Raw genomic sequence first — 14234 nt, forward strand, 5'->3', positions numbered from 1 at the left:
TCTTTCAAGGAAGCAAAATGATGAATAATTGGTGGAAAAATGGGGTGATTTACCAAATCTACCCGAAAAGTTTTCAGGACACAACAGGCTCTGGCACGGGCGATATTCAAGGGATCATCAAACGCCTAGACTACTTGCAAACATTGGGGGTTGATGGTATTTGGATCACACCGATGTATGTTTCGCCACAAATTGACAATGGTTATGATATTGCCAACTACCGCGACATTGACCCCAGCTATGGCACAATGGCGGATTTTGAGCAACTGATCGACGAAGCGCACAAGCGCAATATCCGCATCATTATGGATATGGTATTTAACCACAGCTCAACTTTCCACGAGTGGTTCAAGCAGGGTGAAGATCCACAAAGCGAGTACCACGACTACTACATTTGGCGTGAAAGCCCAACCAATTGGAAATCAAAATTTGGTGGCAGTGCGTGGAAATGGTCGGATAAAGCGCAAAAATACTACCTGCACCTATTCGCCCCTGAACAAGCGGACTTAAATTGGGAAAATCCTGCATTGCGTGCCCAGCTGTACGATATTTGCCGTTTTTGGGCAGAAAAAGGCGTGGACGGCTTGCGTTTAGATGTGGTGAATCTGATTTCTAAACCTGCCACCTTTGAAGATGATTTTGAGGGCGACGGCAGACGTTTTTATACCGATGGCCCGAAAATTCATCAATATTTACAAGAACTAAACCAACAAGCGCTTACCCCATTTCAGCTAATGACGGTCGGTGAAATGTCTTCCACCAAGCTGGAGCATTGCCAGCAGTACGCCAATCTTAAGGGTACAGAACTTTCAATGACTTTTAATTTCCACCATTTGAAAGTCGATTACCCTAATGGGGAGAAATGGACGTACGCCAAGCCTGATTTTGTGGAGTTAAAATCGATCTTCAATTACTGGCAGCAGGGAATGCACAACCGTGCGTGGAATGCGCTGTTTTGGTGTAACCACGACCAGCCACGCATTGTTTCCCGCTTTGGCGATGAACAGGCGCTCAGAACGATCTCTGCCAAAATGCTGGCAATGCTCCTGCACGGAATGCAAGGCACGCCGTATATTTATCAAGGTGAAGAGATTGGAATGACCAACCCGAACTTCAGCGATATTCACGCCTACCGTGATGTCGAAAGCCTAAATGCTTATGCAGAATTGAAAGAAAAAGGGGTAGAAGAAGCGTTGATCATCAAGATTTTAGCACAAAAATCACGCGATAACGGCAGAACTCCTGTACAGTGGGATAGTAGCCCGAACGCAGGCTTTACCACTGGCACACCGTGGATTGCAGTTGCGGAGAATTTTACCCAGATCAACGTGGAACAAGCACTGGCAGATAAAAATTCCGTTTTTTATTGTTATCAACAACTGATTCAATTACGCAAACAGTATGGGATTTTTATCAATGGTGATTATTTAGATCTTTGCCCTGAAAAGCACGAAATTTGGTGTTATATCCGTCAAGATAAGAATGAAAAATTACTTGTCTTAGCAAATTTAACCGCACAAACTCAAACAATGAATCTTTCTGCATGGTCAAATTCATCTTGGCAATGCCTAATGAATAATTATCAGGATATATTTGAGCTGAAAGATGAGATAGAATTAAAGCCTTATCAAGCGGTGTATCTTTACCAACGTTAAAGATTGATTTATGTGAAAGATGCCGATTATCTATTATCACCACCCTCTAAGCGGTGATGATAGAAAAAGGTTTGTTAATTTTATGAAGTATACAATAAAAGATATTGCTCAATTAGCAAAGGTCAGTAAGTCAACGGTTTCTCGTGTTTTAAACGATGATCCTAAAGTGAGTGAATCAACCCGCCAATTAGTGCAACACATTGTTAAACAATTAAATTTTCAGCCAAACCAAAGCGCCAGAGCTATGCGTGGCGCAACGATGCCTGTTATAGGTATCATCGTTACACGTTTAGATTCAACGGCTGAATCACAAACGTTAAGGGCAATATTACATGAGCTCTATCAGCAACATATTACGCCACTAATTGTAGAGAGTCAGTTTCAAGTTGCCTCAGTACAACAACATTTCCAATTATTTGAAAAACGAAATGTTGATGGGGTGATATTATTTGCCTTTTCGAAGCTTTCTGAGAATATTGTTAAACAATGGAAAAAATCTTTAGTTACAGTTGCTCGTCAATATCCCAATATTTCTTCTGTTTTTTATGACGATAAAAATGCGATACAAACACTATTGTTACATTTCTATCGTCAGGGTTTAAAAAATATTGCTTATTTAGGGATAGATGATCATGATGAAACAACAGGTTATTTACGTAATCAAAGTTATCTGGCATTTTGTCAGCAATATCAAATCGTACCAAATTTAATTAAAACGCAGCTGGAGATGGAAAGCAGCTATCAAGATGCACAAAAATTATTTACGCAATCCGTTGATGTTATTGTGTGCGCTAGTAGTCGTTTAGCATTAGGCGTATTTAAATATCTACAAGAAAAGCAATTAAATATCCCTATTGCTTGTGTTGGGGGAAATGCCTTATTGCAGTTTGTGGTACCTAATTTGATTTATCTTGATTTTGGTTATCACCAAGCAGGAAAATGGGCGGCGGAGATGTTATTAACTCAATTAAAGCAGCCGTCAACGATGATAGAACAGCGTTGTGCACCTTTTCGATTAAATAAGGGATAGCGGTTATCCGATATAAAATTGCCCTACATAATAGGGCAATTTTTTGAACGATTGGGTTGGCATAATGATTAATTCACTACCACAATACGTTTCATATCTTTCATATAGCCACGAAGTTTTTGCCCCACTTTTTCAATCGGGTGGTTACGAATGGCTTCATTCACATCACGTAAGGTAATGTTATCAATTTCCACAGTAGGAGCTGCTTCGCCTAAATCACCTTTTTGTAATTGCGGTACAAGTTTTTCACGCATAATTGGCGTTGCCACATTAGCAAAGAGATAGTTTCCGTACTCAGCGGTATCTGAAATTACCACATTCATTTCATATAAACGTTTACGCGCGATAGTATTGGCGATTAACGGTAATTCATGAAGTGATTCATAATAAGCAGATTCTTCAATAATACCGCTGGAAACCATAGTATCAAATGCAAGTTCAACCCCTGCTTTCACCATCGCAATCATTAACACGCCATTATCAAAGTATTCTTGTTCTTTGATTTTGCCTTCATATTTAGGCGCATTTTCAAAGGCAGTTTTGCCTGTTTCTTCACGCCAAGTCAGTAAGTTTTTATCGCCATTTGCCCAGTCAGCCATCATGGTGGCAGAGAATTCACCACTAATAATGTCGTCCATATGTTTTTGGAATAGCGTGGTTAACATGCCTTTGATCTGTTCAGAAAGTTCAAACGCACGTAATTTTGCATTATTAGAGAGGCGATCCATCATGAGAGTGATACCCCCTAATTTCAACGCTTCAGTGATAGTTTCCCAACCGTATTGTACTAATTGTGCGGCATACGCAGGATCTTTCCCATCAGCAACCAGTTTGTCATAACAAATTAATGAGCCTGCTTGTAACATTCCACATAGGATAGTTTGTTCACCCATTAAATCAGATTTCACTTCAGCCACAAATGAAGATTCTAGTACACCAGCACGATGTCCACCAGTTGCCGCAGCCCAAGCTTTAGCGATTGCCATACCCTCACCTTTTGGATCGTTTTCAGGGTGAACAGCGATTAAGGTTGGTACACCGAAGCCACGTTTATATTCTTCACGCACTTCTGTACCTGGGCATTTTGGCGCAACCATAACCACGGTAATATCTGGACGAATTTGCTCGCCGACTTCGACAATGTTTAAACCATGTGAATAACCTAATGCAGCACCTTGTTTCATTAATGGCATGACTGCTTGTACAACGCTGCTGTGTTGTTTATCTGGGGTAAGGTTAATCACTAAATCTGCTTGTGGAATGAGATCTTCATAGCTACCTACGACAAAACCATTTTCTGAAGCACGTTGGAAAGAGGCACGTTTTTCTGCAATCGCTTCTTTACGCAATGCGTAACTGACATCTAATCCAGAATCACGCATATTTAATCCTTGGTTTAAACCTTGTGCCCCACAACCTACGATCACCACTTTTTTGCCTTTTAGAAAGTTTGCTTCATCTGCAAATTCGCTGCGATCCATAAAACGGCAACGACCTAATTGATCTAATTTTTGACGTAAGTTTAAGGTATTGAAATAGTTAGCCATAAATACTCCTATGAGTGGTTATCAATAAATTGTGTTTACTAAATTGTGATAAGGTGAGTATAAGACTTTTTTTTATTGCGTAAATTGATATTATTGAAATCCATGCTTGCATAATGTGCAATATTTTTAACAAATTCTCTTTTTGGCAGGTAATCATGGATTTCCAACAACTAAAATTATTTTTACACCTTTGTGAAAGTAAAAACTTTGCGAGAACAGCGACGCTAAACCATCTCAGTCCCTCCACGCTTTCTCGCCAGATTCAACGACTAGAAGAAGAAATGGAAACGATATTATTTTGGCGAGATAATCGTTCAGTTGAATTAACCCCAGCAGGCGAACAGTTTTATTTGTTTGCTGAGAAAACATTACAGGAATGGCGGTTGTTACAGCAACAATTACAACCTAATACCATGGATTTAGCTGGAGAGATTCGGTTATTTTGTTCGGTAACGGCGAGTTATAGCCATTTACCAGAGATTTTAGCCACATTTAGACAGAAATATCCAAAAGTCGAGATTCAACTAAAAACAGGCGATCCTGCATTAGCCGTACAACAAGTACAAAGTCGGCAAGTGGATCTTGCGATTGCGGGGGAACCTGAACAATTACCAGAAAATGTCATTTTTCATCAGATTGATAGCTTGCCATTCTCATTAATTGCCCCAAAAGTGGCGTGTGTTGCCAACCAGTTATTACAGCAACAACCGATTAATTGGCAAGAGATTCCCTTTATCGTCCCAGTGGAGGGACCAGCTCGCCAAAAAATTGGGCAATGGTTTACACAAAAAGGCATTAAGCACCCAAAAATCTATGCTACGGTAGCTGGACATGAAGGCATTGTACCAATGGTAGCAATGGGGTTTGGGCTGGCATTATTGCCAGATGTTGTGATTGCGCATAATCCTATGAACACACAAATTACCTATTTAAATATCCAACCCAATATTGATTCCCTTGCGTTAGGCATTTGTGTAAATCAAAAGAACCTACATAACCCAGTAGTGAATGCGTTTTGGCATAGTTGTAGGAAATAGTACTCTAATACTATGTAGGATAATCTTTTAATCTATATTTTTGTTTCTTATATTAATAAGAGTTTTTGTTATGTTTATTTAATTTTATTATCGTATAAATTAGAGAATGATATTAATTATAATTTAATTGGTTTAATTCAACTGCCTTTTTTATAATTGGTAAGTTTTTTCTATATCTATTCATATAATCTTCATATCCTTGAATAAGAGCTTTATCTGGTTGCATAACCGAAATATCTGTATTAGTAAAAATTTTATTGTCTAAATAATATTCTAGAGATACTCTATTTTCATTGATATAATTTGCTAATAATGCTATTCCCCATGCTCCCCCTTCACCAGCTGTATTCATTGTTGCAATAGGGGTATTTAGCGCTGAAGCAAGAATTTTTTGTGCTACGCCTGCAGTTTTAAAAATACCGCCATGACCAAATATTCGATCAATATTGACATTCTCCTGTTTTTGTAAAATATCTATTCCTAATTTCATTGCAGCAAAAGCAGAATAAATATGACTTCTCATAAAATTGGATAGGTTGAAATGAGAATTTGTTGGGTGAATAAATATAGGGCAGCCTGATGTTAATCCTAAATTATGCTCACCAGAATAAAATCCATAAGAAAGTAAATTTCCACAATTATTATCTCCTTTTAATGCTTGCAGAAATAATGCCTCATATAACTCCTCAGAATAAATGTTGACACCAAATTGCTGTAAACATTCTCCAAATAAAGATATCCATGCATTAATGTCTGATGTACAGTTGTTTGAATGAGCCATTGCAACTAATTTGCCTGTAGGTGTAGTAACCATATCTAACTCTTCATATACTTTAGAAAGCTGATCTTTTAATACAATCATTGTAAAAGCTGAGGTACCTGCAGAAATATTACCTGTTTTTTCTTTGATACTATTTGTTGCAACCATTCCTGTGCCAGCATCACCTTCAGGAGGACAGAATGGAATATTAGAATGTAATTTACCAGAAGGGTCGAGTAATTTTGCTCCTTCTTCTGTTAATCTTCCAGCAATATCACCTGCAACCAGAACTTTAGGTAAAATTTCTTTAATTTTCCAAGGGTATTTTTTATTTGAGATATATTCCTCAAAGAGATTTAACATATTTTCATCATATGATTGTTTTTTTATATCGATAGGAAACATTCCTGATGCATCGCCAATACCTAATACTTTTTGATTTGTTAGTTTCCAATGAATATAACCAGATAACGTTGTAATATAATCAATTTCGTTAAGATGAACCTCATTATTTAATATTGCTTGATATAAATGAGCTATACTCCATCGTTGTGGAATATTATATTGAAAAAGTGTAGTTAATTTTTTCGAAGCCTCTTGAGTTATATTATTTCTCCAAGTTCTAAAATCAACTAACTGTTTACCTTTATTGTTAAATGGTAAATAACCGTGCATCATGGCGCTAATCCCAATAGCAGATAAGTTTTCAATATTTATTTGATATTTTTCTTTTACATTATCACTTAAATTGAGATAAGCAGACTGTAAACCAGACCAAATTTCGTCTTGATGATATATCCATATACCTTGTTTTAAATGGTTTTCCCAATCAAAAATACCTGTTGCTAAAATAGTACCTATGTTATCAATAAGAACTGCTTTTATACGCGTTGAACCGAATTCAATACCTAGAACAGCTTCCCCATTCTCAATAATACTTCTTGCTTTTCTCATATTTGTAAACCTCTATCAATTATGCTTGCTAAAAAATTTATTTTTTTGTAGAAAAATGAAGAAAATAAGTAAAACTCCCCATAGTATCTTAGTAATATAGCTGCTAATGCCTAACATATTTAGACCGCTTTCAATAATTTGTAATAGAACTAAAGCAAGTATAATTCCTATCAATTTTCCTCTACCACCATCTGGATTAACCCCACCTAAAACAGTTGCTAGAATGGACGTTAATAAATAAGAATCACCATAAGAAGCTTTCGCAGAATTTAGCTTGGCCATCATTAAAATTGCGGCAAAAACACATAATACAGCAGATAATATATAGATATAATTTATTGCTTTTTTTGTATTGATGCCTGAATAAAATGTTGCTTTCTCATTGTTTCCAATAAAGTAAATATATTTTCCTAATGTGGTTTTTTCTAAAATAAGCCATATTATTATGGCTAAAATTATGAATATAATAATAGGTAAAGGTACTAAGATAATACTTTCTGAATTAAGAAGTAGGATCGATGAAGGAAAGTTTGCAATAGTTGAGCCGTTAGTAACTAAAACGTTTAATCCATTAAGCAAAGTCATTGTTCCTAAGGTAGCTAATATAGGAGATACTTTTATAGTGGAGATAAGGACTCCATTAAATAACCCTATAGCAATAGCACAGATAAAGCTGAATAAAATACCAATGAAAAGATAAGATAAGCTATTATATTGGGTCGCATAATAGGCAATGATAAGACTGCAAGTATTCATTCCTGCAATAATAGATAAATTAATTCCTCCAGATAACATTGTAATGGCCATAGCTAGCGTTAATATTCCTAAAATAGGAATTTGAGACGCCATGGATTGAAAGTTAGAAATAGACCAAAATATATCTGGTATAAGAATGCTGAAAATAATTATTGAAATAACAAATAGAATAAATAAATATTTAATTGAGTTATCTAATTTATTTTTCATTCTATACTCCTTGTTGTTTGCGTTGACCTAAGGCTGTGGCACTAACACTTAGAATAATAATTATTCCTGTTACAACTGTTTGCCAATAAGATGATATATTTAAAAGATTCAACCCATTTTGGATTATTGCTAATAAAGTAACGCCCATAATAGTGCCTGATAATGTACCTTTCCCTCCAGATAAACTTGCTCCACCAAGCACAACAGCGGCCAGAACAGTTAATTCATATCCAAGTAGTGAATCTGGTGCAACAGATTGAACGGTATAAGATTGTACAACACCAGCTAAACCAGACATTAGCCCCATATAACCATATGTGAATAGATGCAGTTTTAAAATATTAAAACCTATTCTAGATGCAGCATCTTTATTTCCACCTAACGCATATATTTTCCGTCCGATGCTAGATTTTCTTGTTATTATCCAAGTTAATAAAATAGCAATTAGTGCAACCATAGCCTGGAATGATAAACCATATTCAAAACCATCTGTATTAACTGTTTTAAATAAGATAAATTCTTGTTGAAACCAAGATGGGTAATCGTAAAGCCATACCCCTTTAGTAATATAAAGTAAAGCACCATAGAAAATATTAAGTGTCGATATGGTAATGATAATTGATGGTACATTAAGTTTGTTGACAATTATGGCATTAATAAAACCAAGTAATATTCCTATAATAATAGAAATTGAAAATACGCCTAATAATCCTATATTGTGATCGGATATGAATGAGATCATTACATATTGTGCGATGATGGTAATAGCTGGAAAAGAAATATCTATTCCACCAGAAAGTAAAACAACAAATAAACCACAAGCTAAAATCATTAGCATAGAGTAATTGTTAATTACATCATAAATATTTTCTATTGTTGCAAAATCATTTGTTGTTAAGGTTAGTACTATAGCTAATATAATAATAGTAAGTAGTAAAATTTTATTACTAAGTGTTTTCATAAATAATCTCCGAAATTTTTTTCTCTGTAGAATGTGATGGGATTATTTCATTAGTAATTTCTCCTCTTTTCATAATTAGGATTTTATGGCTATTATAATAAGCTTCTTCTACTTCATCTGTAATGAATATAATAGAAATACCTTGTTCTGCCATAGACTTAATGATTTGAAATATTCCCTCTTTATTCGCGATATCGACCCCTATGGTTGGTGAGTCTAAAATAATGATTTTAGGTGATATGGCTAACCATTTTGCAATAGATACACGCTGAGCATTACCTCCAGATAATGTATTAACCGGAACATTAGAATTAGCAAGTTTTATATTTAGCTGTTGTATTAAGTTATTACTTTTTGTATATGATGTTTTATTATTTATCATGCCAATCTTATTAGATATTTTTTTGAAAATAGTAGATATAATATTATTGTGTATACTTTCTGACATAATTAAACCAATATTCATTCTATCTTCTGAGACATAAGCTATACCAGATTGAATAGCATCTCTATTGGTTCTAAATTGAATTTCTTTACCATTTAAAAGAATCTGCCCAGATGAGGGACGAGTAATGCCAAATAGGCTTAAACATAATTCAGTTCTGCCTGACCCTAATAATCCAGTAATTGAAATTATCTCACCCTCTCTTAGTGAAAAGTTGATATTTCTATATTGTGGAGATAATGTTAGGTTTTTAACTTCTAATATTGTTTTCTTTTTAGTGAAATCTATGTCTGGCAATTTTTTCTGAATAATTTCTAATCCAGTCATTAGAAATCCTAATTGTCTTTCAGTTATTTCAGAAATAGGGTATTTACCTATCATATTGCCATCTTTTAATACAAGTACACTGTCAGATACTTGCATTACTTCAGCAAGTTTATGACTAACAAATATAATACTTATTCCTTTACTTTTTAATTTAAGAACAAGTTCTAATAAATCATTTACTTCCTTAGCAGTTAGCGAGGCTGTGGGTTCGTCCATAATAAGCAGTTTAGCGTTTTGAGCTAAAGCTCTACAGATTGCAACTAATTGTTGTTGCGCGATGGGTAATGTTTCAAGAGTCGCATCAAGATCTAAATCTGCATTGATGCTATCAATAACTTGTTTTGCTTGTTCTCTTTGTGCATGCTGGTTTACCCAGCCTAATTTTCTATAATTATTAATTGTGATATTTTCAGCGACAGTTAAATTAGGAAATAAAGCTAAATCTTGGTAAATAACTTGAATTCCCTTTTTTATAGATTCTTCAGGGGTAAGTTTAGTATAACTATGTGCACCTATTTGAATTTCAGCTCCTAAATCGGGAGTATATACTCCCGATAAAATTTTTATTAGAGTTGATTTTCCACACCCATTCTGCCCAGCTAGACAAAGCGCTTCACCATAATTTAATGATAATCCAATATTATTTAATGCTTTAACACCATAGAATGTTTTGCTTATTTTTTTCATAGTAATAAATGCCATATTACTTACCTCTTATTTAAGAAATGGCTCTAATAATGAGCCATTATTTAGGGGGGGATAAAATTAATATAAGGTATTGATATTGTCTTTTGTTACTTTAAGTACATTATGGAATTGGATTAGTTTTCTTTCTATATCTACTTTGGCTTTACCAACACCTTTAACTTCAAGTCCATCTTGAATGGGTTCTCCTTGTAAAACTTTAGAAGCAACAGTTGTTAGTGCATACCCTGAGTCTGCTGGATCATATGTAATTCCCATAGTAATATTTCCAGATTTTATTAAAGAGGCTGCTTGTGAAGGAATCATCATACCAAATACATTAAGTTTATTTTTTAATCTTTTTTCTTTAACTGCTAAGCCTGCACCAATAGGGCCCTGAGAACCAAACGAAATAACTGCTTTTAAATCTGGATGTGCTTTTACTAAATCAATAGTTGTTCGGCGGGCATCATCAATATTTTCTGCAACAGGCATTCGATTCGTAACTTCATACATTTCTGGATAATGTTGCTTTTGATATTTAATAAATAGGTCAGCCCATAGATTGTGTTGTGGTACAGTTAAGCCACCGACATAAATAACATATCCTCCTTTATTACCTATTGCTTTAGCAACTTCTTCAACATAATCAGCGGCAAATTGTGCATTATCTATAATTTCAATATCCCAATCTGCACTTGGTTGTCCTACAGATTCGTTAGTTAATACTACGATACCATTCTGTTTAGCTTTTTGTAGCACAGGCTCTAAGGCATTGGCATCATTAGGAACGATAGAAATTGCGCTGACTTTTTTGGCAATTAAATCTTCTATTAATTTTACTTGTTGAGGCGCATCAGTATTAGATGGTCCAACTTGATATGCCTTGATATTATTGTCTTTACCTGCTTGAACGACACCTTCAGCCATACGGTTAAACCAAGGCATACCATCAATTTTTGAGATATTGACAATATCACCAGCTAAGACAACATTAGAACAGCTAAAAGCTACAATACTGGTGAATAGTAATTTACTGAGTTTACTGAATGTGTTTTTTTTCATCGGAAATTCCTCATATGTTTAGTTACCAGTGTTCCTAAAAATAGAATTTTCTTTTCTAAGAACGACTCAATCATATTAGAGAATAATAAGTGAAAGATATGTAATTTTTAGGTGTTTATATGGAATATTCTGCACCTGTAGGAGAAGTGAGATCTATCTCACATATTTCTTATTTTTCTCGATTTCTCTCGATTTCTCTATATTGAGAAGGGGAGAAACCAGTATTCTTTTTGAATACTTTAGAAAAATATAATGGATCATCATAGCCTAAATTCTTGGCTAAAGTATTAATGCTGATATCAGAAAAATAGAGAAATTTTTTTGCTTCAGTAATGCGCTCTTGTTCTCTCCATTGAGTAATACTAATGCCTAGAGAATGTTTAAATAATCTTGATATTCTTGAGGGAGATAGAAATACCTGTTTAGCTAAATTATCAATACTGGTATTGAGGGATAGGTCATTTTTAATGAGTTGGCAAATAGTAATGATTCTTTCATCAATAACTTGAGTGGGCTGTATATTTTCTAGCGTCATGCATTTGAGTAATAGGTGGTTTAATAAGCTATAACTCATTTCTTCCCTAAAATTGTTATGTGATTTATATTCAATCTCTATTTTAGTAAAGAGTTGACTAATTTCTTGGAATAAGTATTCATCATTAATAGTAATTTTTCCAATACCATTTTTTGTATTAGACCATATCAGCCATTTATCCCATTGAGGATTTGGTAAAAAATATATCCATTTATAATGCCAGTATTGATTTTTAGGGTGGCGAGAACATTTATAGAATGATTTTGGAGAAAATAGCAGTAGCTCTCCTCGAGAGGTGGAAAAATATCTTTCTCCATCAAAAATATATCCTTTTCCAAATGTAGTGAGTTGTAATATATAACCTTGAAGTCCATCTGGTTTAGATATTTCAAAATCAAACCTATTACCTTTTTCTATTCGTGTTATTTCACCGATTAATTTGTTTCCTAAAAGGAGATTTGTTGATGATTCTTTAAGACGGTTTATTAACATATTAATGTAATAGATGGATAAGTTAATGAAAGGTTATTATTTCACAAAGGACTCTCAATCTGCAATGCTTCATTAATATGTAAAATTGAAAGGATTAAATAAGAACGGATCATTTTTTCCCAGCGGATAATTTTTACTTGATCGAGTAGAGAGTCAGAAGAATTTTGTGTTGGTAGAGGATCTTTAATAAATAACGATTCTTTAATGCAATGGAGCTGCTGGATAAAATTGAAGAACATCGGATCGCTAAAAGATGCCTCTTGTTCTTGATTATTAATGGTATCTTTTAATTTAATAAAAGCATTAATATCTTCAAAAATTTCTTTTGAAATCACGCCTAACCCTAATAAGACTTTTAGGCGGATTTTGAAATCAAATAAAGGGCCTGAATGTTCAAATAAAGATTCAATAACAGACTCGACAACAAAATCTGTTTTACGGAATACGCGATTGATTAAATGATCAATGGCTTCATCAAAGATAGTTACTGCTGCGATAATTAAACCGCGTGCAGTTGTAACCTCATTCAATTTTTCTTCGATCATTAGACCCTTTTACCACATGAAAAAAGTTAGTTGTTTAATACTGCATACGCTTGTGCAATTTCTGTCAATATTGCTTGATCTTCAAGTCCAGTATATTTGGCTAAGGTTGCCATTACACCTTCAGTCGCTAGTGTTTGTTGTAATTCAACGGCTTGTGGATCATTTGCATTGGTATAACAAAGTGCTGCAGCAACAGCTTTACAAATCATTGTATGTGGTAATTGATATTCCAATGTGCCACGCAATGGTTTGATGAGGCGGTCATTATAGCTGAGTTTGCGTAAAGGTTCACGCCCAACACGATCAACATCATCTTGTAAGTAGGGATTGGCAAAACGTTTTAAGATTTTTTCAATATAGGCTGCATGGGCGGCTGGGGCGAAATGATAGCGTTTGATTAAAACGGAACCACTTTCTTGCATAACCGCTTTGACTTGTTGTTTGATATTTTCATCATCAATCGACTGCTTGACGAATTGGTAGCCAGCAAGTTTGCCGAGATAAGCAGTAACTGCGTGCCCTGTGTTTAGCGTAAATAATTTACGTTCAATAAATGCCATTAAGTTATCTGTCTGTTCCATACCAGGAATGTTTGGAATATCGCCTTTAAATTGAGTTTCATCAACAATCCACTCACTAAACTCTTCTACGGTAACTTGTAACGGATCTTCTGCGTTGGCTTCTACTGGCGGAACAATTCTATCCACCGCAGAGTCCACAAAACCAACATATTGGCTTATAAGTTGTTGTTCTTGTTCGGAAAGATGGCTAAAAATATGTTCTTTTAGATTTGTTGTGCCACGAACCATATTTTCGCAGGCAATAATATTTAATGGTTGGGTATTCCCTTGTTGAATACGAGCAAGTAAACCTTGTGCTAAGGGTTTTGCAATGATTTTAAGTACACCTGCACCGATAGCAGTAGTAATAAGATCGACTTGTTGAATTTTCGCTAGTAATTCATCTTGATTAACAGAATTTAAACCATCAACATTGTTAACAATTTCAATATGATTTGCACCATCACCAACGATTTTTACTGAATAAGATTGTTGTTTTTTCAATAAATTAATCACGGTTTCGTTAATATCGGCAAATGTAACGTGGATACCTGCATCAGCAAGTAATTTACCAATAAAACCACGTCCAATATTGCCAGCGCCAAAATGTAATGCTTTCATTATAAATCTCCTAAATAAAAAAGAACGTAGTGATAACACCACGTTCCCTA

Annotated in this window: 12 protein-coding genes; 3 read left to right on the forward strand and 9 right to left on the reverse strand. The window is 34.7% G+C overall.

What is annotated here, in order from left to right; all coding sequences use genetic code 11:
- Positions 1-20: 20 nt before the first annotated feature.
- Positions 21-1655: an alpha,alpha-phosphotrehalase gene (treC, locus tag ACFFHK_RS04295; protein WP_382369955.1), complete on the forward strand. Its 1635-nt coding sequence runs from the start codon at positions 21-23 to the stop codon at positions 1653-1655.
- Between the two features lie 82 nt (positions 1656-1737).
- Positions 1738-2685, forward strand: a complete 948-nt coding sequence (locus ACFFHK_RS04300) for a LacI family DNA-binding transcriptional regulator (RefSeq protein ID WP_382369879.1) — start codon at positions 1738-1740, stop codon at positions 2683-2685.
- Between the two features lie 68 nt (positions 2686-2753).
- Here ACFFHK_RS04300 and ilvC read toward each other — a convergent pair whose 3' ends face one another.
- Complete coding sequence (gene ilvC / locus ACFFHK_RS04305) at positions 2754-4232, reverse strand: ketol-acid reductoisomerase (RefSeq protein ID WP_382369882.1); 1479 nt, start codon at positions 4230-4232, stop codon at positions 2754-2756.
- 155 nt (positions 4233-4387) lie between these two features.
- On the opposite strand from ilvC, the gene ilvY reads away from it, so the two are divergent.
- Positions 4388-5269, forward strand: coding sequence for an HTH-type transcriptional activator IlvY (ilvY, locus tag ACFFHK_RS04310; RefSeq protein WP_382369885.1), 882 nt, complete (start codon positions 4388-4390; stop codon positions 5267-5269).
- A gap of 112 nt (positions 5270-5381) precedes the next feature.
- On the opposite strand, the gene ACFFHK_RS04315 is transcribed toward ilvY, so the two are convergent.
- The 8 genes from ACFFHK_RS04315 to ACFFHK_RS04350 form a co-directional block, all read right to left on the reverse strand.
- Positions 5382-6983 carry a xylulokinase gene (locus ACFFHK_RS04315; RefSeq protein ID WP_382369888.1) on the reverse strand — a complete coding sequence of 534 codons (1602 nt, stop codon included), beginning with the start codon at positions 6981-6983 and terminating at the stop codon, positions 5382-5384.
- A gap of 15 nt (positions 6984-6998) precedes the next feature.
- On the reverse strand, positions 6999-7949 hold the full coding sequence (locus ACFFHK_RS04320; RefSeq protein ID WP_382369890.1) for an ABC transporter permease: 951 nt from the start codon (positions 7947-7949) through the stop codon (positions 6999-7001).
- Between the two features lies 1 nt (position 7950).
- Positions 7951-8910, reverse strand: coding sequence for an ABC transporter permease (locus ACFFHK_RS04325; RefSeq protein WP_382369892.1), 960 nt, complete (start codon positions 8908-8910; stop codon positions 7951-7953).
- The gene (locus ACFFHK_RS04330; protein WP_382369894.1) at positions 8897-10384 is read right to left on the reverse strand and encodes a sugar ABC transporter ATP-binding protein; all 1488 of its coding nucleotides are present in this window, start codon (positions 10382-10384) and stop codon (positions 8897-8899) included. Before ACFFHK_RS04330 ends, ACFFHK_RS04325 begins: the two co-directional genes overlap by 14 nt.
- A 63-nt stretch (positions 10385-10447) precedes the next feature.
- The gene (locus ACFFHK_RS04335) at positions 10448-11431 is read right to left on the reverse strand and encodes an autoinducer 2 ABC transporter substrate-binding protein (protein WP_382369896.1); all 984 of its coding nucleotides are present in this window, start codon (positions 11429-11431) and stop codon (positions 10448-10450) included.
- 169 nt (positions 11432-11600) lie between these two features.
- Positions 11601-12458 (reverse strand): arabinose operon transcriptional regulator AraC, encoded by an 858-nt coding sequence (gene araC, locus ACFFHK_RS04340; protein WP_382369898.1) that lies wholly within the window; start codon positions 12456-12458, stop codon positions 11601-11603.
- Between the two features lie 41 nt (positions 12459-12499).
- Entirely contained in the window at positions 12500-13003 is a 504-nt protein-coding gene (locus ACFFHK_RS04345; RefSeq protein ID WP_382369900.1) for an MltR family transcriptional regulator, read from the reverse strand.
- 26 nt (positions 13004-13029) lie between these two features.
- The gene (locus tag ACFFHK_RS04350; protein ID WP_382369902.1) at positions 13030-14184 is read right to left on the reverse strand and encodes a mannitol-1-phosphate 5-dehydrogenase; all 1155 of its coding nucleotides are present in this window, start codon (positions 14182-14184) and stop codon (positions 13030-13032) included.
- Between the last annotated feature and the right edge of the window lie 50 nt (positions 14185-14234).

The organism is Gallibacterium trehalosifermentans, assembly GCF_042433055.1.
Taxonomy (GTDB): domain Bacteria; phylum Pseudomonadota; class Gammaproteobacteria; order Enterobacterales; family Pasteurellaceae; genus Gallibacterium; species Gallibacterium trehalosifermentans.